The 22,458-nt window shown below is 50.5% G+C and carries 19 protein-coding genes; 10 read left to right on the top strand and 9 right to left on the bottom strand.

Features of this window, described 5'->3' with window-relative positions; all coding sequences use genetic code 11:
• Positions 1-21 precede the first annotated feature (21 nt).
• The 3 genes from AC53GJ_RS10055 to prmB form a co-directional block, all read right to left on the bottom strand.
• Entirely contained in the window at positions 22-1,179 is a 1,158-nt protein-coding gene (locus AC53GJ_RS10055) for an MFS transporter (RefSeq protein WP_496732543.1), read from the bottom strand.
• Positions 1,180-1,289: 110 nt separating this feature from the next.
• Positions 1,290-2,408 (bottom strand): chorismate synthase, encoded by a 1,119-nt coding sequence (gene aroC, locus AC53GJ_RS10050; RefSeq protein WP_496732542.1) that lies wholly within the window; start codon positions 2,406-2,408, stop codon positions 1,290-1,292.
• A 3-nt stretch (positions 2,409-2,411) separates the two neighbouring features.
• Positions 2,412-3,362, bottom strand: a complete 951-nt coding sequence (gene prmB / locus AC53GJ_RS10045) for a 50S ribosomal protein L3 N(5)-glutamine methyltransferase (protein ID WP_496732541.1) — start codon at positions 3,360-3,362, stop codon at positions 2,412-2,414.
• 35 nt (positions 3,363-3,397) lie between these two features.
• On the opposite strand from prmB, the gene smrB reads away from it, so the two are divergent.
• The gene (smrB, locus tag AC53GJ_RS10040) at positions 3,398-3,925 is read left to right on the top strand and encodes an endonuclease SmrB (RefSeq protein WP_496732540.1); all 528 of its coding nucleotides are present in this window, start codon (positions 3,398-3,400) and stop codon (positions 3,923-3,925) included.
• Positions 3,926-3,975: 50 nt separating this feature from the next.
• On the opposite strand, the gene sixA is transcribed toward smrB, so the two are convergent.
• Positions 3,976-4,467, bottom strand: coding sequence for a phosphohistidine phosphatase SixA (gene sixA / locus AC53GJ_RS10035; protein ID WP_496732539.1), 492 nt, complete (start codon positions 4,465-4,467; stop codon positions 3,976-3,978).
• Between the two features lie 172 nt (positions 4,468-4,639).
• On the opposite strand from sixA, the gene AC53GJ_RS10030 reads away from it, so the two are divergent.
• Positions 4,640-7,411: an insulinase family protein gene (locus AC53GJ_RS10030; RefSeq protein WP_496732538.1), complete on the top strand. Its 2,772-nt coding sequence runs from the start codon at positions 4,640-4,642 to the stop codon at positions 7,409-7,411.
• A 163-nt stretch (positions 7,412-7,574) separates the two neighbouring features.
• A complete protein-coding gene (locus tag AC53GJ_RS10025; RefSeq protein ID WP_496732537.1) occupies positions 7,575-9,806 on the top strand; it encodes a putative bifunctional diguanylate cyclase/phosphodiesterase in 2,232 nt (743 codons plus the stop codon).
• A gap of 55 nt (positions 9,807-9,861) precedes the next feature.
• Here the strand turns inward: AC53GJ_RS10025 and AC53GJ_RS10020 are convergent, their stop codons facing one another.
• Positions 9,862-10,020, bottom strand: coding sequence for a hypothetical protein (locus AC53GJ_RS10020; protein ID WP_496732536.1), 159 nt, complete (start codon positions 10,018-10,020; stop codon positions 9,862-9,864).
• A 60-nt stretch (positions 10,021-10,080) separates the two neighbouring features.
• Positions 10,081-10,428 (bottom strand): MaoP family protein, encoded by a 348-nt coding sequence (locus AC53GJ_RS10015; protein ID WP_496732780.1) that lies wholly within the window; start codon positions 10,426-10,428, stop codon positions 10,081-10,083.
• 151 nt (positions 10,429-10,579) lie between these two features.
• Between AC53GJ_RS10015 and AC53GJ_RS10010 the strand changes: the two genes are divergently transcribed.
• A complete protein-coding gene (locus tag AC53GJ_RS10010) occupies positions 10,580-11,392 on the top strand; it encodes a LysR family transcriptional regulator (protein WP_496732535.1) in 813 nt (270 codons plus the stop codon).
• On the opposite strand, the gene AC53GJ_RS10005 is transcribed toward AC53GJ_RS10010, so the two are convergent.
• The 3 genes from AC53GJ_RS10005 to fadI all read right to left on the bottom strand — a co-directional run bounded on the left by AC53GJ_RS10005 (position 11,389) and on the right by fadI (position 15,162).
• A complete protein-coding gene (locus AC53GJ_RS10005; RefSeq protein WP_496732534.1) occupies positions 11,389-11,583 on the bottom strand; it encodes a hypothetical protein in 195 nt (64 codons plus the stop codon). The two genes, AC53GJ_RS10010 and AC53GJ_RS10005, sit on opposite strands and share 4 nt — an antisense overlap.
• Before the next feature lie 139 nt (positions 11,584-11,722).
• Positions 11,723-13,852 (bottom strand): fatty acid oxidation complex subunit alpha FadJ, encoded by a 2,130-nt coding sequence (gene fadJ / locus AC53GJ_RS10000; protein ID WP_496732533.1) that lies wholly within the window; start codon positions 13,850-13,852, stop codon positions 11,723-11,725.
• Positions 13,852-15,162: an acetyl-CoA C-acyltransferase FadI gene (fadI, locus tag AC53GJ_RS09995; protein ID WP_496732532.1), complete on the bottom strand. Its 1,311-nt coding sequence runs from the start codon at positions 15,160-15,162 to the stop codon at positions 13,852-13,854. Before fadI ends, fadJ begins: the two co-directional genes overlap by 1 nt.
• Positions 15,163-15,365: 203 nt before the next feature.
• Here fadI and AC53GJ_RS09990 point away from each other — a divergent pair, with 203 nt between their 5' ends.
• From AC53GJ_RS09990 to AC53GJ_RS09965, 6 genes are read left to right on the top strand one after another with little or no spacing between them, the layout of a single operon-like run.
• Positions 15,366-16,316, top strand: a complete 951-nt coding sequence (locus AC53GJ_RS09990; protein ID WP_496732531.1) for an AAA family ATPase — start codon at positions 15,366-15,368, stop codon at positions 16,314-16,316.
• Positions 16,316-17,287 (top strand): DUF58 domain-containing protein, encoded by a 972-nt coding sequence (locus tag AC53GJ_RS09985; protein WP_496732530.1) that lies wholly within the window; start codon positions 16,316-16,318, stop codon positions 17,285-17,287. The genes AC53GJ_RS09990 and AC53GJ_RS09985 overlap by 1 nt, the downstream gene beginning before the upstream one ends.
• A complete protein-coding gene (locus AC53GJ_RS09980) occupies positions 17,274-17,783 on the top strand; it encodes a DUF4381 family protein (protein ID WP_496732529.1) in 510 nt (169 codons plus the stop codon). The genes AC53GJ_RS09985 and AC53GJ_RS09980 overlap by 14 nt, the downstream gene beginning before the upstream one ends.
• Complete coding sequence (locus tag AC53GJ_RS09975; RefSeq protein ID WP_496732528.1) at positions 17,776-18,792, top strand: vWA domain-containing protein; 1,017 nt, start codon at positions 17,776-17,778, stop codon at positions 18,790-18,792. Before AC53GJ_RS09980 ends, AC53GJ_RS09975 begins: the two co-directional genes overlap by 8 nt.
• Complete coding sequence (locus AC53GJ_RS09970; protein ID WP_496732527.1) at positions 18,782-20,614, top strand: vWA domain-containing protein; 1,833 nt, start codon at positions 18,782-18,784, stop codon at positions 20,612-20,614. The genes AC53GJ_RS09975 and AC53GJ_RS09970 overlap by 11 nt, the downstream gene beginning before the upstream one ends.
• Positions 20,608-22,305: a BatD family protein gene (locus AC53GJ_RS09965; RefSeq protein ID WP_496732526.1), complete on the top strand. Its 1,698-nt coding sequence runs from the start codon at positions 20,608-20,610 to the stop codon at positions 22,303-22,305. The genes AC53GJ_RS09970 and AC53GJ_RS09965 overlap by 7 nt, the downstream gene beginning before the upstream one ends.
• Positions 22,306-22,458: the final 153 nt, after the last annotated feature.

Below are 22,458 nucleotides of genomic sequence, written 5' to 3'. Positions count from 1 at the left end.
CGGCAACAATGCCAGCTGGTATTAGACTGCTGGCTGGATTTGTTTTGGTAACCAAACAGCCAGCAGCGCTGAGAACAAAGCAAAACCTGCCGCCAGCACAAAACTGAAAGTCGAGCCCGCGCCATCCTGCCAACTGATACCGGCAATATAAGCGCCAAGTGCGCCACCGCCGCCATAAATTAAACCGGCATACAGCGCCTGACCACGACTGCGATGTGACTGCGGAAAAAATTGCTGAATAAACTGCATGGCGCAGCTATGCGCAATGGCAAAACTAAAGGCATGCAATAACATACTGGCAGCCAGCAACCAGGGACTATCGACACAAAAGGCCACTATCAGCCAGCGAAGTGCCGTCACTGCATAACAAAACCCCAGTAGTTTCTGATAACTACGGCCTGCCAAAATTTTTCCGGCAAAATAAAAAGCCACAATTTCGGCCGCCACCGCCAGCGCAATCAACAGACCGGCTTCGGTACCGCTGTAGCCATGATCACGGGTATACAGGGTAAAAAAACCATAAAAGGGCGCAAAACTCATCTGGATAAAAAAGGCACCGAGCATAAATTTGACAAAGCCACTGTGGCGCCATAATTGGCGAAAACGAAATGGCGTGCTGCTGTGTTCAGCCGATAACTGAAATTTCGGCAGCAGCCACAAAGTGAGCAGCATCAACAACAAAAACAACAGTGCACTATGGGGCAGCATCTGCGGTCCGGTTTGCTGAAACCACCAACCGCCCAGCATCACCAGTACAATATACCCGACTGAGCCTGCGGTTCGGACCTTGCTGTATCTGCTGGTGTTATTGTCAAGATAATGAAAAGCGGAACTTTCCAGCTGCGGTAAAATGGCGGTCCAGCACAGACTGTATACAGCCAGCCCCAGCACCAGCGACCAATAGCCGCCCTGATAAAAACTACTGAGCCAGCCAATAGTGGCAAGCACAGCACCAAACCTCATCACGCCGATCGGATCTCGCCGTTTTGCTGCCAAGGCCGCCCATAAACTAGGTCCTAGGATCCGCATGCCGGTGACGATGGCGAGCAATACCCCAATGTCATGTGAATTCAGCCCGCGATTATCCAGAAACAAGCCAATGTAAGGCACAAAAACGCCTAACACGGCAAAATACGCAAAATAAGCCAGACTGAGCGTCTGTGGCGTTGACAGTTTCAAGCAAAACTCCGCATCTTGAGCTGCGATAAAAAACAAAAACCCGGTCAGGCTGAGGCTGCAGCACTGCCGGGTCAACTGACATACCGGGTCATCAGGCTCGCAGCAAACTGCTATTGCCCAGTTATCTGACCACGGCCGATCCGGGCAATATCCGGGGTGCTTACCTGGACCTGATGGTTTTGCGCCTGATGACGCAGGAAATGATCCATCAGCACTATCGCCAGCATGGCTTCTGCGATAGGCACAGCCCGAATGCCGACACAGGGGTCGTGCCGGCCTTTGGTCAGCATTTGTACAGCTTCACCGCTGGTATTGATACTATCCCCCGGAATACTGATACTGGAGGTTGGTTTCAGCGCAATACTGACCTGAATATCCTGACCAGAGGAAATCCCGCCTAAGATACCACCGGCATGATTAGCGCTGAAACCGGTCGGCGTTAAGGCATCACGATGAGTCGAGCCCTGTTGTTCCACCACCGCAAAACCATCGCCAATTTCCACTGCCTTGACTGCGTTGATGCTCATCATGGCATGGGCAATATCAGCATCTAAACGATCGAATACCGGCTCACCCCAACCCACAGGCACATTGCTGGCAACCACGTTAATCCGGGCCCCTACCGAGTCGCCAGCTTTTTTCAAGTCGCGCATAAATTCATCCAGCACGCTGATTTTAGTCACATCGGGACAGAAAAAATCATTTTGCTCGACTTGCGCCCAATCCAGTTGTTCAGCTTTAATCGGCCCTAACTGCGCCAGATAAGCCCGGACTTCGACACCAAAACGTTGTTTCAAATATTGTTTGGCAATAGCACCAGCGGCAACCCTGATGGCAGTCTCACGCGCCGAAGAGCGGCCGCCGCCCCGGTAATCACGGATGCCATGCTTATGCCAATAGGTATAATCAGCATGACCAGGCCGGAACACGTCTTTGATGGCGGAATAATCCTGCGAGCGCTGATCGGTGTTTTCAATCAATAAGCCAATGGAACAGCCGGTGGTGGTGCCTTCAAACACGCCGGATAAAATTTTCACCACATCATCTTCACGCCGCTGCGTGGTATAACGTGAAGTCCCAGGTTTACGCCGGTCCAAATCATGCTGAATGGCAGCCAGATCAAGCACCAGTCCTGGCGGGCAACCATCGACGATGCCCCCAATGGCCGGGCCATGACTCTCACCAAAAGTTGTTAAGCGGAACAACTCGCCGATACTATTACCCGCCATGACTTACTCCTCAAACGCTTGCTGATGAGCCACTAACTGTGCTTTGGTCAGCGCAAACACGCCGATGCCGCCTTTATTAAATTCAATCCAGTGAAATGGCACTTGTGGAAACTGAGCCGCCAGCGCCACCATCGAATTCCCCACTTCACAAATTAGCACGCCCTGCTCGGTCAGATGACTGGCAGCTTCACGCAGGATCTGGCGCGTCAACTCCAGGCCATCAACGCCTGAAGCTAACCCCAGTTCAGGCTCATGTTGATATTCATCCGGTAAATCGGCCATATCTTCAGCATCCACATAAGGCGGATTGGTGACAATCAAATCATACTGTTGGCCCGGTAATGCACTGAAACAATCCGATTGAATCGGGAACACCCGCTGCTCCAGTCCATGCTGACAGATATTTAAATCAGCAACGGCCAATGCGTCTTCACTGATGTCAACCGCATCCACTTCGGCTTCAGGCAGATAATGGGCGCATGCAATAGCGATACAGCCAGAACCCGTGCATAAATCCAGAATGCGCTGCGGCGCCGTCACCGGGAACCATGATGCAAATTGTTGCACAATGAGTTCGCCAATTGGTGAACGTGGTACCAACACCCGCGCATCGACATAAAAAGGTAAACCGGCAAAATAAGCCTGTGACGTTAAATAGGCCGACGGGATCCGTTGTTCAATCCGTTGTTGCACTAACGCCGAAAATTGCCGCCTTTCACTGCGGGTCAGGCGGGTTTGTAACAACGCCGGTTCCGCCAGATGAGTCAGATGGAGGGTATAAGCCAATAATACACCCGCATCATCCCATGGATTATCTGTGCCATGGCCAAAATACAGATCAGCAGCATTAAACTGACTGACAGCCCAGCGCAACCAATCGTGCACAGTGCATAAATCCGTCACCGCTTCGTCGATTAATTCAGCGGTCAGTTGAAAAGGTTCGTGTTCAGTCATTTATTTAACTTAGCTCTTTGGGTAGACTGCCCGCTATGAGCAAGTCTAAATTTCCTAGTGAAGATGAAATCCGGCTGTTCCGGGACGCGATTTCCGGCGCCCGGCCTATGCAGCAGGACAAGATACCGCCTGAACGGCGGGTCCGCAACAAAAAAACTGCCGTAAAGACGGCTGCAGAGCCTGAGCCAGCTGATTTATTCTATTTTTCTGATGAATTTGAAGGTTATCAGTCGGAGAGTCTGACCATCAGTTACGTGCAACCTGGCGATGACCCCTATCTACCCAAAAACCTCAAACGTGGTGAGTATCAACCGGCAGTTGTGCTGGACTTGCATGGTTTGACGCAACAACAGGCCAAAACTGAGCTGGCTGGCTTGTTAGCCTATTGCCAACGTGAACATCTGAATTGTGCCTGTATTGTGCATGGCAAAGGCAGTGGCATCCTGGCAAAAAAAGTGCCCAATTGGCTGCTCCAGCACCCAAATGTGCGGGCCTTTCATACTGCCCCCACCCATTGGGGGCGCGACGGCGCTGTTCTGGTGTTGCTTCGGACACCGCTGTAACTGTTGGTCAGGCGATGATGACAAGCCTGACCTTGAGCTGACAACCCAGGTTAGCTTAAACCGGCTAACACTAAATCCTGTGGCGCCATTCTCTCCAGCACCCTGGCTGCCTGTCCTGGCTGATAATCAAGACAAACCAGGCCGGACGTTTCAAAAATTGGCGCCAAAGCCCCCCGACTGAAGGTCTCGACCAGAAAACTGACCAGTGGCATGTGTGATATCAGCAAAAACCGGCCATGGGGTTGGTCCGCCCACAACGCATCCAGATAGAGTTGTACCTGCTGACTGTCGCCTTCCGGCACTAACTCAGGCAAAATTTCAAATTGTGAAACCTGCTGTTGTTGTGCCACCATAAGCTCAGCAGTTTGGCAGGTGCGTAGATAAGGGCTGCAAAACACCCGATCAAAGCTCTGATAATGGCGGGATAACCAAAGCGCCATTTGACTGACATCTGCCCGGCCTCTGCCGGTAAGCTGCCGTTGACTATCCTGACTCTGTAAGGGCTCTGCGTCGCCGTGACGCATGATAACCAGATTGACCATTGTCTACACCATTTACAACTTCGCGCCCAACGCGAAAAGAGTGCGCTATGATAATGAAAGATTGCTGTCACAGTAACTGTTAATAAAGCATAAAATTTATGCTTTATATTCCTATTCGGTATGATGAGTCGTTGTTTTACTCGTCCAGATTTGCAACCAAACGAGGCCAGCCTTGAAAAAAAGCCATGTACTGCAAAGCCCTAACGATCATCGCCGCTATTTCCCCTACACCTTGTCCAATGGTTTGCGGCTGTTATTGGTCGAACAAACAGATGCCGAAAAAAGTGCTGCCGCGCTGGCAGTCAATGTCGGCCATTTTGACGATCCGGCGGATCGGGAAGGCCTGGCACACTTTTTGGAACATTTGGTATTTTTAGGATCGGCCAATTTTCCGCAAGCTGGCAGTTATCAGCAATTTATCAGTGCCCATGGCGGCAGCCACAATGCATGGACCGGCACTGAGCATAGCTGTTTTTATTTTGATATCGAACATCCGCACCTGGCGGAAGCCTTACACCGTTTTGCTGATATGTTCAGTGCCCCGCTGTTCAGCGCAGAAGCCGTCGACAAAGAGCGGCAGGCCATTGAAGCGGAGTTTTCGATGAAACTCAAAGATGATGGCCGCAGGATTTACCAGGCACATAAAGAGAGCATTAATCCGCAGCATCCGTTTGCTAAGTTTTCGGTCGGTAATCTGGCAACTCTCGATGACAGACCTGGTCAAAGCGCACAACAAGCGGTACAGGATTTTTATCAGCAACAATACAGTAGTGAGCGGATGACGCTGGTGCTGGTGTCTGCTTTGCCATTGGCAGAGCAACAAGCGCTGTGCGAACGCTATTTCAATAATTTACCGAATCATTTGCCGGCCAAAACGCCCTTACAACCCCCACTCTATCTGGCTGAACACCTGGGCATCCAACTCAATATCCAGCCGCATAAACCAACCCAGCGTTTTGTCGCTAGTTTTGCTTTACCTGATATTCAGCCCTGGTATCGCTACAAACTGGTCAGCTTTCTGGCGCATTTATTGGGTGACGAAGGGCCTGGTTCATTATTAAGTCTGCTAAAACATCGTGGTTGGGTGAATGGCCTGAGCGCTGGTGGTGGTATAGATGGCAGTAACTACAAAGATTTCACCCTGGCTTTTGAACTGATGCCAGCCGGTATGTTTCATCTGGATGATATTTTGGCGGAAAGTTTTGCCTATCTGGCCATGCTCAGACAACAACCCTTTCCGGCGACCTTGTTTGCCGAACGGCAAAAACTGGTCAGCTGGGGTTTTGATTATCAGGAGCAAAAACCACCCTTGCAGCTGGCCAGCGATCTGGCGATTAATCTGCAACACTATCCGGTAGAGGATTACATTTTTGGAGATTATCGGATGGAAGCGCCGCCGGTCGCGCTCTATCAACAGTTATTAGGTTATTTCCATGCTGAAAACCTGCGACTGATGCTGATAGCGCCGGACGTCAACGTCGACCGCCAGGCGCGCTGGTATCATACGCCTTACAGCCAGTTGGCGTTACCGAATGAACTACTGCAACGGCTGGCTCAGGTGGGTCCCAGTCAGCACTGCCATTTACCCGGCACCAATCCATATCTGGTGGCACAATTACAACTGTTAGATCAGACCGAACACCAGCCTGTACCACAAGTCTGGCTGCAAAGTCCTGAACTCACCTTATGGTTTAAGCCTGATACCGAATTTCAAACGCCCAAGGGGCATATTTTTGTCCAGTTAACGCTGCCAAACACGATTCGGGATTTAACCGAACTGGCGCTGACCAAACTGTGGCTCGAGTTATTGCTCGACGATATCAATGAGCAATTTTATCCTGCCACCACCGCCGGCCTGCATTACAACCTTTATGTACAACAACATGGGCTGACGCTGCACAGTTCAGGCTTGTCCGGTAATCAGATTGCCCTGGTCAGCGATGTATTGCAGCAAATGCCCAACCGGCAATTTAGCGAGCAGCGTTTTATTGAACTACAACGTCAACTCATCCAGCACTGGCAGAACCATGGCCGGAATAAACCGGTCAGCCGCCTGTTCAGCCAGCTATCTTCTTTGCTACAACCGCTGAATCCGGATCCAGTCAAATTAGCGCAACTGCTGCAACAAACCAGCTTTGCCGAATTTAACCAGTTCTGTCAGCAGATGTTCGTGCAGGTGCATCTGGAAGCACTGATGCTGGGCAACTGGACACAAAGTGATGCCGGTCAACTGGCAGAAAAATTACGGCACTGGCAACAGCAACTGCCAAGCACAGGCCAGCGGCTGGCGCGGCAAAGTTATAGCACCAGTGGACTTGGGCCTGTCTGGCTGGAGTTGCCAATGTCACAGGAGGATGCCGCGCTGGTGATTTATCTGCCAGCCAAGGACCGTACACCTCGAAGCATGGCGTTGTTTATGCTGGCAAATCATCTGTTGTCACCTGAGTATTTCCATGCCCTGCGCACCGAACAACAACTGGGTTACCTGGTTGGCACCGGTTACGTGCCGATGGACCTGAAGCCAGGCATCGCTTTTTATGTGCAGTCACCAAGGGTGAGCAGTGCGGATCTGTATTTTGCCACAGTGATTTTTTACCGCAAATTCCTCGAAGAACTACCAGATTTGCCTTTGGATGAATTTAACGAATTAAAACAAAGCTTGCAGGCGCAAATTCAGGAAAGAGACAGCAGTCTGAGTAGCAGAGCAAAACGGGTCTGGTTAGCCATTGGTCAGGGTGATATCCATTGTCAGCTTGCCAGTGCGATTGAGCATGAACTGCAAGACCTCAGCCTGGCTGACTTTGTCAGCTTCTGTTATAGCCTGCTGGCACCTGACTATGATGCCATTTTTCTGGCGACCGGCACAGCACCTGAGCATAGCCATCTGCAAAGTCTGGCCTGTGCTGCGTTAAGGGGAAAATTAAAGTTAATACAGCATAACTGAATTGAAAACATAACAAAAACATAATGCTGCTCGTTTTTTCAGCATTGGAAACGACCAGAACAGTCCGGCTTGGGATAGATTGGCTTTGACAGCGCCTGCTATTTTATATAATTTACCGGTAACGACCTGCCGGATTCTTTAACGTGTGAAAAATAATAACAAAATGAATAAGTTCGCTTTGCTGCTTGCTGGCTTTTGTTGCCCATTGCCGGCTTTGGCGCTGGACTGGCAAAGGTCAATGCCTTATGTATTATCCTCTATCTTGTTGTTTTCTTTCGGCGCTTTGCTGCTGGCGCATTTATCTATCCTGAAAATGCGGCGTTATCAGAACCGGCTGGAACAAAGTGAAGAAAGATTACGGCTGTCCTTGTGGGGCAGCGGTGATGAATTATGGGACTGGAATATCAGTTTTGGCACTTTGTACCGTTCCAGCTCCTGGCAACATCCGGTTGAAATGAAACCTGAAACCAATCAATTCCCGCCCAACCGCGATCAAATTCATCCAAAAGATTTAGAACGTGTCACTGAACAGCTGTATTTGCATTTAGCTGGCGATACCCCTTATTACGAAGCCGCTTACCGGTTGCGGGCTTCTGATGGCGGCTGGGTCTGGGTGCTGGACCGCGGTAAAGTGGTCAGTACCGATGCGGATGGCATCGCCACCCGGATGACTGGCACCATCAAAAACATTCAGTTACTCAAACACACCGAAGAACGGCTGGAGTTATTTGCCCGTTGTCTGGAAAATATTTCCGATGCGGTGGTGATCTGCGACACCAATTTCATGGTCATTGAAGTCAACCACTCGTTCAGTACCATCACCGGCAAAAGCCGGGAACAAGTGATCAAAAAACCTTTTGATCTGGCCATGTACCCAACCCGTTTTCTACAGGAAATTGGCGTGGTGCTGCAGGCTGAAGGCAGTTGGCAAGGTGAAATTCAGGACCAGCGCATCAGCGGCGAAGTCTACCAGGCCGAACTGAATTTTGATGTGGTCAAAGATGACCATCATACCATTACCCAATATGTTGCCGTTTTTTCTGATATCAGCGAGCGCAAACGCAAAGAGGCTGAGCTCAGCCGGTTGGCTAATTCCGATACCCTGACCGGTTTACCCAACCGTGCTTTATTCTCGTCCGAACTGAGCCGACTGGTGGAGCGGGAAGTTAAACACGCGCTGTTGGTGTTTGATCTGGATAACTTCAAAAAAATCAATGACTCACTTGGCCACCAGTTGGGCGATTCCCTGCTGATTAAACTGGCGCAGCGGTTAAGTCAGTTGACCCGGCAAAAAGAGCGGTTATACCGGCTTGGTGGTGATGAGTTTGCCATTCTGTTGGAAAACACCAACGATATCCATACCATTACCACTATGGCCAAAGAGCTGATCAAACAAATCAATCTGCCATTTTTTATCAACCAACACGAATTGGCGATCACCAGCAGTATCGGTATTGTGTTGTATCCGGAAGACGGCACTGATCCGGAAGCCCTACTCAGAAACGCCGATACGGCGATGTACCACGCCAAAAATGAGGGCGCCAACCGTTATCTGTTTTTTAATGATTCGATGAACAAACTGGCGGTAAAACGGCTACAACTGGAAAACCTGATCCGGCACGGCTTAAAAGAAGATTATTTTACTGTGTACTATCAGCCGAAAATGGATATTCTCAGTGGGCAATTGGTCGGGATGGAAGCTCTGGTCAGGTTTATCACGCCTAAACGTGGCTTAATCAGCCCTGCCTCTTTTATTCCGGTGTCAGAAGAAACCGGCCAGATTGTTGAAATCGGCGAAGTGGTGCTACGCAAAGCATGTAAAGACGTTAAACGCTGGATTGATCAAGGTTTGTTTCATGGTCGTGTTGCGGTGAACCTGTCCGTGAAACAGTTTATGTTACCTTATTTGTGTGAGCAAATCGACGATGTGCTGCAGCAAACCGAGCTGCCCTCTTATCATCTGGAGTTAGAAATCACTGAAGGCACCGTGATGCAATCGCCAAAGATGGCGATTGATACCATGAAAAAATTGCGCGCGCGCGGGATCCATCTGGCGATGGATGATTTCGGTACCGGTTATTCATCGCTGGCGTATCTGAAACAGTTTCCGCTTAACACGCTGAAAATAGATAAAGCTTTTATCGACGATATGAACACCGCCCGTGGCCGCAATATGGTTGATACCATTGTCACCATTGCCCACAACTTAAGCCTGACTGTAGTTGCTGAAGGGGTGGAATATGCAGAGCAGTTGCAGCAACTGAAACAACTCCGCTGTGAAATCATTCAGGGGTATTATTACAGCAAACCTTTATCGGCAGCTGATTTCACCCAGTTTTTGCTCGATCAAAAACAACATAAACCCAAGTTAGCGGCAGTACCTGCGGTAGTCTGATGGCAGAGCATAAAAAAAGCGCCGTTGGCGCTTTTTTTATGCTCTGCAGATCGGGTTAACGACTGCGCGCATCCGGATCTATGCCATGGCGAATTTTTTCCATCCGCTCCTGGTGATTAAACCACAGCTTTAATGCCCCGAGACCAATACCAGCCAGCGGGATTAAAAAAATCAGCACTTCGGGGCGCATCAAGGCGCGAAAAAAGTCAGTCACCTGTCACTCCTGTGAGCGCTGCCTGCAATGAGAGGCCGGCAGCATGAGTCAGATCCGTGCTTAATCGTTGTCGGTTTCGACGTAAGAAAAGTCATCGCTGCCATCAGCAATGCGTTTTTTACCAAACACGGTGTGGAATTTTTTCTTTTCCTGCACCCGCTGTTTGTACTTAATCCACACTTTTTCAAATAAAGACAGCGCTTCAGCTTCGCCTTTACAGACTAATAAAAACCGCTGTTCTTCCTCGTTGGCTGGCGGACGTGTGCCCTCTTCCAGTTCCAACATCGCTGCACCGTGTTTCTCAAGCAGATTGCCCTCTGCCAGCGTAAAACGCCCTGACCTGGTAAACCCTTTCGGGAAATTCCGGTCATCAAAAAAGCGACGTTTAGCCACAAAACTTTGCTGCATCACTTTTTTCCCCTGATCTTGTTGAATCTAAAGCTATCCCAATAAACTGTGCGGAGTATGGTAAACAAAATTCCGATCGTAAAACAAATATTTTTTATGGTTACAATCAATTATACTAAAAAATAAACCTCAAATTGCTGAAGGAAGACTGTTGGATACCGAACTGCTGAAAACCTTTCTCGAAGTGCAAAAAACCAGGCATTTTGGCAAAGCCGCCGAAAATCTGTATCTGACCCAGTCAGCCGTCAGTTTTCGGATCCGTCAACTGGAGCAAAGTTTAGGCGTGCCGCTGTTTATCCGCTACCGTAACAATATCCAGTTGACCTCAGCCGGTGAGTTACTGTTACCTCATGCCGAAGCTGTCCTCAGTGCTATAGGTGCGGCCAGACAACAGATCCAGAACCAATTACAACCCCACAAATCCAGACAACTATTGTTGTCACAGGAATTAGCAGTACTTGCCGATCCGCACTGCTTAGCCATCTTGTGTCCAAGCGGTCCGCACTGGCAGCTGGACTTTTTACCAGCCACTTTACTGGCAAGACAAGATTTTAATCAGGTTGATGGGGTGGTGAGTACCGGCGCACCGCTAACGGCCCACCCACTCAGTGCAGTGCATTTTCTTGGCGCCCTGGAATTGTGGCCGGTGCGAAGTGCAGCAGCACCTGCCGTGGCTGAAGCGAGTTTATTATTAAGCACGGCGCCGCCCAGACTGAGTACCTTGCCATTACAATTCAGTTCTGCAGATCCGGCCGTCTTGTTGCAGTGGCTGTTGAGTCAGCATGGCTGCGCCTATTTGCCAGCATTGTTAGTCAAACCCTGGCTGGCACAACACAAGTTGGTATTATTGGATACTATGCTGCTGAAAATCCCGGTTTATGCCCATAGTTTACCAGATGCCAGCTGGCCGCTGTTATGGCAACAGCAACTACAAAGCCACAGCGCGCTTGTCAGCACACTTTAGGGTCTGAACCACACTTTGCCATGGCCAATGGCTTTTTTCAGCTGTAAGCGCTTATGGTTGTGGAATAACGGCAACGCCAGTGGACCGGCAATAGCACCCAGCAGAGTCCAGATCAACGGCCGCAAGCCAGCGCGGCGCGCCTGGACAAAACAATACAGACTGCACAAAGGTGCGATCAGCAACAACCACATGGCGAACTCCTGACCGACGGACTGCTGCCGGCATTGTGTCTCAGGCTATTTGAAGGCCGATAAAAAAAGAGCTGTATTATAACAGCTCTTTTTTTCATCAGGCCAGCGACTTTAGTCGCATGTCAACGCAGTGCAACCCTCAATAGAAAGTCTTGCCCTGCTCTGCCATCTGCAGCAATAAGTTACTTGGCGCAAAACGGCTGCCAAATTGCGCTTCATAGCGGCGCAGGTCGGCGACCAGGCTGGTCGCGCCCATTGCATCGATATAGCGGAATGGTCCACCGATAAAAGGCGGGAAACCAATGCCGAAAATAGCCCCAATGTCGCCATCGCGGGCAGAAGCAATAATGCCCTCTTCCAGACAACGCACTGCTTCGTTCAGCATCTGCACTAAACAACGATTACTGATTTGTTCAGCTGACAAGCGACCGGCCGGTTGCACGCCAAGTAAGGCATAGACTGAAGTATCTACTTCTTTGCGGCCTTTTTTCACACTGGCGCCATAACGGTAAAAGCCTTTTTCGACTTTTTTACCCTTACGCCCGTCTGCCATCAATTTGTCAAAAGCCCCTGGCGCGGCAAAACGCTCGCCAAGTTCACGCTGCAGTATCGGCGAAATTTTCGCACCAACGTCAATCCCGACTTCGTCGAGCAAAGTGATAGGACCGACCGGCAAGCCAAACTTGGTCAGTGCCTTGTCGATTTTTTCCACTGGCTCGCCTTCCAGCAATAGATTGGCGGCCTCATTCATATATAAAGCCAGGATCCGGTTAACATAAAAACCAGCGCCGTCTTTCACCACAATCGGTGTTTTGCCTTGTTTACGGGCAAAAGCCACAGTAGTCGCAATGGTTTGAGCCGACGTTTTGTCATGCGCAATCACTTCCACCAGCGGCATTTTATCCACCGGTGAAAAGTAATGCAGACCAATCACATTTTCCGGCCGGGCTGCGCCTGCAGCGATTTGGCCAATAGGCAAGGAACTGGTATTGGAAGCAAAAATGGTCTGCTCGTGGCAATGCGCTTCAATGTCCCGCACCATTTGTTGTTTCAGCGCCAGATCTTCAAACACCGCTTCCACAACCAAATCAACATCATGAAAACCGCTGTAATCCGTCGTACCGGTCAGCAAAGCCATTTGTTTTTGCATTTCAGTGCGGCTTAAATAGCGGCGTTTAAACTTTTTATATAACAGGCTGTAGCTATATTTCAGTGCGTTGCTGATCCCTTGCTGGTTGATATCTTTGATCCGCACCGGAATACCGGCTTTACCAGCAGTGACATTAGCTATACCACCGCCCATCAGACCACCGCCAAGCACGGCCGCTTTTTTCACTTTGCCGCCTTTGACATCACCAGCACCCGATTCTTTTTTCATCTGAGTGGTAGCAAAAAACAAGCCACGCAGTGATTTCGACACCGGCGTCATACACAACTCACCAAAGGCCTGGGCTTCAACTTGTAAGCCACGGGCCATCCCACTATTGACCCCAGCCTTGATGGCTTCGATGATTTTGAGCGGGGCCGGATAATGGCCGCCTGTTTTAGCCAAGGTTTGTTTTTCGGCCTGACTGAATAAAATGCCGCGACCGATGGAGGTAAATTCCAGCAGTTGTCCGACCAAAGGCAATTTCACCGGTTTGCGCTGCGGTTTACCCGCCAGTGCCATTTTTACAGCCGCCTCCAGTAAAATACTTTTTGGCACCACTGCATCGACTAAACCGGCTTTTTTCGCCTGAGTCGCCCGCAACTGTTTGCCGGTCAGCATCATATCGAGCGCTTTTTGTAAGCCCACCAGTTGTGGCAATCTTTGGGTGCCACCACTACCAGGGAGCAGACCTAACTGCACTTCTGGTAAACCAAGCACTGTTTTGCCATCGTCAGTCGCCACCCGGCCATGACAGGCCATCGCCAGCTCCAGACCACCGCCGAGGCAAGGACCGTGAATCGCCGCGATCAGCGGCAGATTCAGCGCCTCTAACTGGCCAAACATCTGCTGACCCATAGCCGCAATCTCAGTGGCTTGTTGTGCGCTTTGGCAAGCATCTAGCATAGTGATATCAGCACCGGCGATAAAAGAATCAGCTTTGCCGGAGATAATAACTAAGCCTTTGATCTGCTTGTTACTGCGGATTTCATCGAGCAGGCTTTTAATTTCATCGGCAAAAGCGGCTTTAAGCACATTCATACTCTCGCCAGCGACATCCATAGTAATGATACCGATGCCATCGTCGCGTACTGCCAGAGAAAAAGTTGGGGTTGTTGTCATTATTCTGTCTCCACAATCATGGCTGCGCCTAAACCACCAGCCGCGCAAGCTGTCGTCAGACCGATACCGCCGCCGCGGCGGTTTAGTTCATTCAGGGTCTGGGTAATTAATCTGGTGCCGGTGGCCGCAAAAGGATGACCATAGGCCAGTGAACCGCCATTGACGTTAAACTTCGCCATATCAATCTCACCAATAGCCGCAGAGCGACCGAGTTTTTCTTCGGCAAATTTTTTGCTACCGAACATTTTCATATTCGCCAGCGCCTGCGCCGCAAAGGCTTCATGCATCTCAATTAGGGTTAAATCGTTCAGCGTTAAGCCAGCCCGATCCAGCGCAATTGGCGTGGCATAAGATGGCCCCATCAACATATCTTCCCAGACATCGATGGCAGCAAAAGCGTAACTGCGCACATAACCCAATGGCTTGTACCCTAAGGCTTTGGCATAACTTTCCGGCATCATCAGTACCGCAGAAGCACCATCGGTCAGCGGTGTACTGGTGGCTGCAGTGACAGAACCGTACTGACGGTCAAACACCGGTTTTAATTTACTGTAAGATTCCAGTTTCGAGTCCTGGCGGATATTGTTATCCATCTCCAGGAATTTTTGATAAGGCTCGACATGGGCACTCATCACTTCATCTTTTAACCAACCTTGCGCCCAGGCGTGCGCTGCCAGTGTATGTGAGCGGTGCGCTAATGCATCTTGATCAGCGCGGCTGATACCATGACTTTTCGCCATTTGCTCAGCGGTATCGCCCATCGATAGACCCGTGGTGTATTCAGCCACCGCTGGGGGTACCGGTAATAAATCTTTTAACCCTAAGCGGCGGAAAATCGCCACTTTCTGGCCAAAAGTCTTGGCTTTGGTTAAATCCACCAGCGCACGCGCCAGCGCCTTGCTCACGCCTACAGGTAACACTGAACTGGAATCTGCGCCACCGGCAATGGCAACCTGGTGGATACCCGCCATCATTGATTCTGTCACACTGACCACCGACTGGAAGCTGGTGGCGCAGGCGCGCGTCACGCTAAAGGCATCGGTATGAACGTTCATTCCAGTGCCAAGCACAATTTCCCGGGCAATATTCGGCGCTTCCGGCATCTGCACAACTTGACCGTAAACCACCTGATCAATTAATTTGGCATCCAGCTCACTGCGGATCAACAATTCGTTGACGACCAGTTTGCCTAAGTCCAGCGCTGAAACACCGTGAAATTCAGTCGCTTGCTTGGCAAATGGCGTACGTAAACCGCGAACTATCGCAATCCGGTCCCCTTGACGGGTGGTTAATTTAATCTGGGTGGTCATAGTGATCCTCTTTTTATGGCTCGATACAGGTCTGACCTGTACTTTTTTTCGATTGTAACGAGAGATCCGATAAATTAAAACACTTGTTTTAATGAAGTCAGAACCTTATATCCTGACACAGGTCATAGCCTAGACGGTTTTAAACCGAAACGCTTGAAAAATAGCCAATCATTTCATATGAATAACAACAGAAGAGTGCTGCTGTGAACGCTTTTAACCGGTTAAAAACTTATCTCGATTCTCAGGTTCTGGGTCAGCCGGCGCTGACCGAAGGTATTTTGCTGGCCTTACTGGCCAACGGGCACTTACTGGTAGAAGGCCCACCAGGTCTGGCCAAGACCCGTGCCGTCAATGCACTGGCGCATGGCGTCGAAGGCAGTTTTCATCGTATTCAGTTTACGCCGGATTTATTACCGGCCGATTTAACCGGCACCGACATTTACCGGCCGGAAACCGGCAAATTTGAATTTCAGAGTGGCCCGCTGTTTCACCATATTATTCTGGCCGATGAAATCAACCGGGCGCCAGCCAAAGTACAATCGGCTTTATTAGAAGCGATGGCAGAAAAACAGATTACCGTTGGCCGTCACAGCTATAAGTTACCTGAGCTGTTTTTAGTGATGGCCACCCAAAACCCGCTGGAGCAGGAAGGCACTTACCCGTTACCTGAAGCGCAGTTAGATCGATTTTTATTACATTTAAAAGTCGATTACCCGGATGCAGCGACTGAACTGGCTATTTTGAAACTGACTCGTGGTGAAGCGTTGGAGCAGGCTTCGGAGCAACCGGTACGGATCAGTCAGGCTGATATTTTTGCTGCCCGCAAGGCCATCTTGCAACTGCATTTTGCACCAGGACTGGAACAGTATGTGGTGCAACTTATTATGGCAACCCGCAAAGCCGCCAGCTATAGCCCGCAACTGGCGCGCTGGATTGCGTACGGCGCCTCGCCACGCGCCACTATCGCGCTGGAACGCTGTGCCCGTGCCAGAGCCTGGCTGGCAGGTCGTGACTTTGTCACACCGGATGATGTGCAAGCGGTGTTTCATAATGTGGTCCGGCACCGGTTAATCCTGACTTATGAAGCGGAAGCAGAAGGCATTCAGTGTGATCAGGTGCTGGATGAAATCTTACGTCTGGTACCGGTCGCCTGATGCAGCAGCCACAAATTCGCCAGTGGTTGACGGAACTGGCCGCCGATGGCATCCGGCTTGATTTACCGCAATTGCTGAAATATCAGCGCCACACCCAGTTGCTGGATCTCAGCCCTGCCCAGACCATTCAGAATAAATTGGCAGGCAGTTATCTGGCCAAAAGTAAAGGCCGCGGCATGGAGTTTGATGAAGTCCGGCATTATCAGACAGGGGATGATGTCCGGACCATCGACTGGCGTGTCACGGCCCGCACCGGCAAAGTGCACACCAAGTTATTCCGTGAAGAAAAAGAACGGCCAGTATTTATTCTGACTGATCTTAGCCGCAGCATGCAGTTTGGTTCCACTTTATTGTTAAAGTCGGTGCAGGCCGCCCATTTGGCAGCGTTAATTGCCTGGCATGTGAAAAAAACCGGCGACAAACTCGGCGGTTTGCTGTTTCATCAACAAGCCATCCGCGAATTAAAACCGGCTGGGCGCAGTGTGGCGGTATTAAGATATTTGCATCAGTTGATAGAACTGCAACAACAGGCGATTACCCAGTTGTCCGAACCGCCAGGAACAGTAGCAAGTTTTCAGTTAGCGGATGCACTGGGCCAGTTACGCCGTTTGGTCCGCCCCGGCAGTTTAGTGTTTGTGATTTCTGATTTTCAGCAACTGAATGACCAGGCGCTGCGGCATTTACAGGCCATACGATTACACAACGAAGTGCGGATTTGCCAGATCACAGATCCACTGGAGCTGGCTTTACCTGCCAGCGCCACCGGCATCGCTTCGGTTTCGGCCGGAGCAGAACCTATCCCGCTGGATTTATCAGACCGTCAGTTGCAGCAACAATATCAACAACAACAACTGCAAGCGAACCAGCTGTTACAACAGCACTGGCGTTTGTTGGGCTGTCGGCACTGGCAGTTGACGAGCGACTTGCCGTTATTACATCAATTATATGGAGTCAGCGATGACAGAGCCTGATCCGCGTCTGCAGAGCCTGGCTGATATTCAGGAACCGCTGTTGGCCAGCGACTGGTATTTAGCACCCATCTGGTGGCTACTGGCAGTTCTGCTTCTGCTGTTATTGCTATGGCTACTGCGACTGCTGCGCCAGCGCCGGCCACCACCACAATCGCAGCAACTGGCACTGAACGAACTTGCCGGTATTGACCTGCAACAAGCAGCGAGTGCGTCTGCCATCACGGCTGTGCTTAAACGCTACCTGCAGACCAAGGTGCCACAACATCCGGCGTTGACTCAGACTGGCGGGCAGTGGCAGCAGTTTTTACAACAATCACTGAGCCAGCCGGCAGCACAATTATTACCGGATTTACTGACGTTACATTATCAGGCATCCCCAGCGACTGAGGACTTGCAGGCCTATGCCGATTTTGCCCGTCACTGGCTGCAATATCATCAGGCGGATTTGGCTCATAGCGCAATAGCCCAGCCATATTCAGGAGTCCGCGATGCTTGAACTCAGTTTTCCGTGGTTGTTATTGTTGCTGCCACTGCCACTTGTTTTAAAACGTCGCGCCCAGCAACCAAGCGCCAGTTTATATCTGCCTCCGCTCGCAGCTTTGGCTGCGAAACATCAATCCAGTCGTCAGGTTCACAGCAGCCGGCGCTGGTTGGCCGCCCTACTCTGGTTGTTGCTGGTCATCGCAGCCTGTCAACCGAAGTGGCTGGGGGAATCCATTAGCCTGCCACAACAAGGCCGGGATATGATGCTGGCGGTTGATCTATCCGGTTCGATGAATATCAGTGATATGATGATTGAAGGCCAGCCACTGAACCGGCTGGATGCGGTGAAATATGTGCTGAAAGACTTCATTGCCAGACGCCAGGGCGACCGGCTTGGGCTGGTGTTATTTGCCGATGCGGCCTATCAGCAAACACCGCTGACTTTTGACCGCGACACAGTACAGCAAATGCTGGACGAAGCCGTGCTTGGGCTGGTTGGTCAGCGCACTGCCATTGGCGAGGCGATAGGCTTAACCGTCAAACGTTTTAATACCTATCAAAGCTCGAATAAAGTACTGATTTTACTCAGCGACGGTGCCAATACCGCCGGTCAAATCCAGCCAAGGGAAGCGTTAAAACTGGCCAAAGCGGCCGGGGTGAAAATTTATACTGTCGGTGTGGGCGCTGAACAAATGATCCAGCAAGGGATCTTTGGCCCGCAGTTGGTCAACCCTTCTGATGATTTGGACGAAAAGTTATTAACCGAACTCGCCACTGAGACAGGTGGTAAATACTTCCGTGCCCGTGATCTGAAAGAATTAGCGCAAATTTATCAATTACTCGATCAGCTAGAACCCATTGAGCGGGAAAAAATCAATTACCGGCCGCAACAAAGTTTATTACATTGGCCACTGCTGGCGGCTTTGCTGGTGTTGTGGCTGATATTGTTGCCGCGGCTACCATGGCACTCATGGTTGGCAACCCGAATGAGCGGCAAATTCGGAGGCTCAGATGTTGAGTGATTTTCATTTTTTGCGGCCCTGGCTACTGGCATTATTGCCTGTCGTTGCCTTGCTGGCTTATTGGCTGTGGCGTTATCAACCGAACAACAGCGGTTGGCAGGCTTGGTTGTCAGTGCACTTACAACAGTTATTATTAACTGACCACCAACAGCAGCGCTACAGTCGTCAGCATTTCTGGTTGGTACTGCTGCTGTTGGTGTGTGGCGTATTCGCTGCCGCCGGACCCAGTTGGCAAAAAATACCGCAACCGGCTTTTCAACTGAATAAAGCGACTGTGCTGGTGATGGATATGTCGTTGTCGATGCTGGCAACAGATGCCAAACCAAACCGGCTGGCGCAAGCCAAATTTAAAGCACTGGATTTTGCCGGTCAACTCAAAGAAGGTGAACTGGCACTGGTCAGTTTTGCCGCCGATGCTTTTGTCATTTCACCTCTTACCCCCGATCATAATAATATCAAGCTGTTATTGCCGGATCTGAAACCGGAAATTATGCCAGCACAAGGTTCAAATGTGGCGGAGGCACTGCGCTTGGCTGATCAATTGTTACAGCAGGCCGGTTATCCCAAAGGGGATATCGTGCTGATGACAGATGGTTTCAGTGCCGGTCATTACCAACAACTCAGAGATCAGTTAAATCAGTTCCCACACCGGATATCAGTGCTGGCTTTTGGCACCGCTGAAGGCGCACCTATTCAGCTCAGCACTGGTGAATTATTAAAAGATCAGCGCGGTCAGATCGTGTTACCTAAAGTCGCATTGACCCAGCTCCGCAGTCTGGCGGAATTGACCGGCGGCGTTTATAGCCGCAATACTTTTGATACCAGCGATGTCACTACATTACTGAGCTTAAAACCCTTGGATTTACTGCAAGACAGCAATCAGAATGCCAAAATGATGGGCGATCAATGGCAAGATGCCGGCGTTTATTTGCTGTGGTTGTTGTTACCGCTCGCACTTTGGCTTGGCAAGCGCAGCCAATTATTGTTGCTGTTGCTCTGTTTGTGGCAGCCCAAAACTGTACAGGCTTTTGAACTGAATTGGCAGGATTTGTGGCAAACCAAACAGCAACAAGCGCAAAATGCTTATCAGCAGCAAGATTATGCCACGGCGCGGCAGAAATTTAGCCAGCCACTCTGGCAAGGCAATGCCGCCTACCGTGACGGTGATTATGCCGCTGCCGCTGAGCATTACCGGCAAGATCAGTCTGCCACTGGCCAATTTAATTTGGGCAACAGTCTGGCGCAGCAACAACAATATACCGAAGCACTGGCAGCTTATCAGCAAGCACTGAAACAACAGCCTGACTTTGCCAAAGCGGAACAAAATGCCCGTCTGATGGAAAAATTATTAGCTCAGCAGCAAGATAATCAGCAGCAACAGGCATCAGAGGGTCAGCAGCAAGGCGAGCAAAAACCTGGCGAGCAACAGGATCAACAGTCACAGTCGGATCAACAACAATCCGAGCAGGCACAACAGGGTAAGCAACAACAGCAAGGTCAGGATAATGCTGGTCAGCAGGATAATCCAGCGCAAGCGAACTCAGAGTCCGCAGCAGAGCAAGAACCACAACCAGCCCAAGCCAAACCTGATCCAGCTAGTGCCAAGGACGCTGCTGAATCTGAGCAAGCCAAAGCGCAGCCTCAAGAAAAAGCCGTGACGCAAGCCTGGCCCAATGCCAACGCCGAACAAACTCAGCAACTGGACAGTTTAATGCGTAAGGTACAGGATGATCCGTCCTTGTTATTGCGCAACAAAATGTTACTGGAATATCAGAAACGGCAACAGCAACGCTTGCCGCAAGGAGAAGAACAAGAATGGTAACAGGGCGATTCATCTGGCAACGGATGTGGCAGACGTTATGGTGCTGCCTGTTATTAAGCACAGCCTTCGGTGTCCAGGCCGCCAGCAGTCTGACCGCGCGGGTGGATAAAAACCCATTGATGATGGGTGAGGAATTAATTTTGTTGTTGGAGCTGGACGAAAAAGTGCCCGCCGATGCGGTCGACTTCACACCACTGTCTGCACATTTCCAGTTTGGCCCCCCTGCGGTCAGCCAGAGTATGCAGATTATTAATGGTCAATCCAGCCAGAGTACCCGTTGGCAATTGAGTTTATTTGCCAATCAGCCAGGGACTGTGCAAATCCCGGCTTTTGCAGTGGCCGGGGTCCGTTCCGAACCCATCACCGTAGAAATCTTACCCGCCAGTCAGCAAGGGAAAGGTTCGGCCGAGTTATTTATTGAAAGTACACTCAGTAGCAGCAAGCTGCATGTGCAGCAAATGGGCTATTACGAAGTCAAAATTTTTTATAGCGGTGATTTACAACGCGGCAGTCTCAGTCAACCTGAATTAGCTCAGGTGACGATAGAACAAATAGGCAAGGATATTGAGGGCAGCGAACTGGTGAATGGTCAACGTTACCAGACCATTACCCGGCGTTATAGTCTGGTGCCACAACAAAGTGGGGACTATCAGCTGACCGCGCCCTGGTTCCAGGGCGAGATGATTGATCGCAGCAGCTCCAGATACGACTATTTTGCCAAAACTAAAGCGGTTTCAGCCCAAGGGCAAACACTGAGTTTTCAGGTAAAGCCTATCGAAACCGGTTTTGAGGGGCAATGGTTGGTCTCTGAACTAGTCACTTTGCAGGAAGAATGGTCAGCTGATCCAACACAACTGGTACAAGGTGAACCCATCACGCGCACTATCACGCTGACGGCAATGGATTTGGCCGATCATCAATTACCGGACCTACAGATCAATTTACCTGCTGGCATTAAAAGTTACGACGAAAAGCCACAGAGTAAAAAGGCTGAGCGCAAAGGCCGGATGGTGGCGCAAAAAGTCTTTACCTCGGCTTTGATTGCCAATCAGCAGGGCAAACTGCTGTTACCCGCAGTGCGCTTGCCCTGGTGGAACAGCATTAAAGGCGAAATCGACTATGCCGAGTTACCGGCTCGTGAGCTGCAGGTGATAGCGAATCCGCAGCAACTGGCACAAGCCAATATGGCACCAGTCACAACAGTTGGCGCTGCTGAGCCCGCTACTGTTGTCGCTGGGCCAGTCAATCCCTGGCAGTGGAATTATCTGAGTACCGCGCTGTTTTTACTCTGGTTGCTGACCGTGACAGCCTTTGCGGTTTGGTTTTTCTGGCAGCGCAGAACCCACATAGGCGCTGGCACTGCAGGTTCTGAGCAGGTGGCAGCAAGCGACGTGAAATTTAATGCCAACCGTTTTAAAACCGCTTGTCAGCAGCATGATGCCGAGCTGGTGAGTACCTTTTTGCTGCGTTGGGGCCGGGAAACCTTTGCTGCTGATATCCGTCAGTTGTCCCAATTATTGCCCTTGCTACCCGCTGGCGAGCTGAAACTGCAACTGGAAAAGCTGGCTTATCAGCAATACCAGCGCGAGGCAGTCGTGTGGCAAGGTGATGCCCTCTACCGCGCCTGGTCTGAATTTACGCCAGCCAAGAGCATGGCGGTATCGGCGCTGCCCCCCTTGTACCCGGCTTAGCGTCGGCGACTATGTCAACCGACTGCATGGTCTGACCCACACTTGTCAGCAGACAGGCCAAACAGAAAACGGCCTGTCTGCTGAGTGCCTTGAAACTGTTTTTGGTCTTTTTTGTTTGCCTGCGAAAAAAATTGTCCCCGAGCTGCACATTTT

It is taken from the genome of Rheinheimera sp. B2H12 (assembly GCF_059620065.1).
This window is presented reverse-complemented; position numbering and strand designations above follow the sequence as displayed.

What these genes read in the sequence shown, in the direction of transcription:
- aroC (WP_496732542.1), bottom strand. Translation starts at nt 2,408, where the DNA reads ATGGCGGGTAATAGTATCGGCGAGTTGTTCCGCTTAACAACTTTTGGT.
- prmB (WP_496732541.1), bottom strand. Translation starts at nt 3,362, where the DNA reads ATGACTGAACACGAACCTTTTCAACTGACCGCTGAATTAATCGACGAA.
- smrB (WP_496732540.1), top strand. Translation starts at nt 3,398, where the DNA reads ATGAGCAAGTCTAAATTTCCTAGTGAAGATGAAATCCGGCTGTTCCGG.
- sixA (WP_496732539.1), bottom strand. Translation starts at nt 4,467, where the DNA reads ATGGTCAATCTGGTTATCATGCGTCACGGCGACGCAGAGCCCTTACAG.
- AC53GJ_RS10025 (WP_496732537.1), top strand. Translation starts at nt 7,575, where the DNA reads ATGAATAAGTTCGCTTTGCTGCTTGCTGGCTTTTGTTGCCCATTGCCG.
- AC53GJ_RS10015 (WP_496732780.1), bottom strand. Translation starts at nt 10,428, where the DNA reads ATGCAGCAAAGTTTTGTGGCTAAACGTCGCTTTTTTGATGACCGGAAT.
- AC53GJ_RS10005 (WP_496732534.1), bottom strand. Translation starts at nt 11,583, where the DNA reads ATGTGGTTGTTGCTGATCGCACCTTTGTGCAGTCTGTATTGTTTTGTC.
- fadJ (WP_496732533.1), bottom strand. Translation starts at nt 13,852, where the DNA reads ATGACAACAACCCCAACTTTTTCTCTGGCAGTACGCGACGATGGCATC.
- fadI (WP_496732532.1), bottom strand. Translation starts at nt 15,162, where the DNA reads ATGACCACCCAGATTAAATTAACCACCCGTCAAGGGGACCGGATTGCG.
- AC53GJ_RS09985 (WP_496732530.1), top strand. Translation starts at nt 16,316, where the DNA reads ATGCAGCAGCCACAAATTCGCCAGTGGTTGACGGAACTGGCCGCCGAT.
- AC53GJ_RS09980 (WP_496732529.1), top strand. Translation starts at nt 17,274, where the DNA reads ATGACAGAGCCTGATCCGCGTCTGCAGAGCCTGGCTGATATTCAGGAA.
- AC53GJ_RS09975 (WP_496732528.1), top strand. Translation starts at nt 17,776, where the DNA reads ATGCTTGAACTCAGTTTTCCGTGGTTGTTATTGTTGCTGCCACTGCCA.
- AC53GJ_RS09970 (WP_496732527.1), top strand. Translation starts at nt 18,782, where the DNA reads ATGTTGAGTGATTTTCATTTTTTGCGGCCCTGGCTACTGGCATTATTG.
- AC53GJ_RS09965 (WP_496732526.1), top strand. Translation starts at nt 20,608, where the DNA reads ATGGTAACAGGGCGATTCATCTGGCAACGGATGTGGCAGACGTTATGG.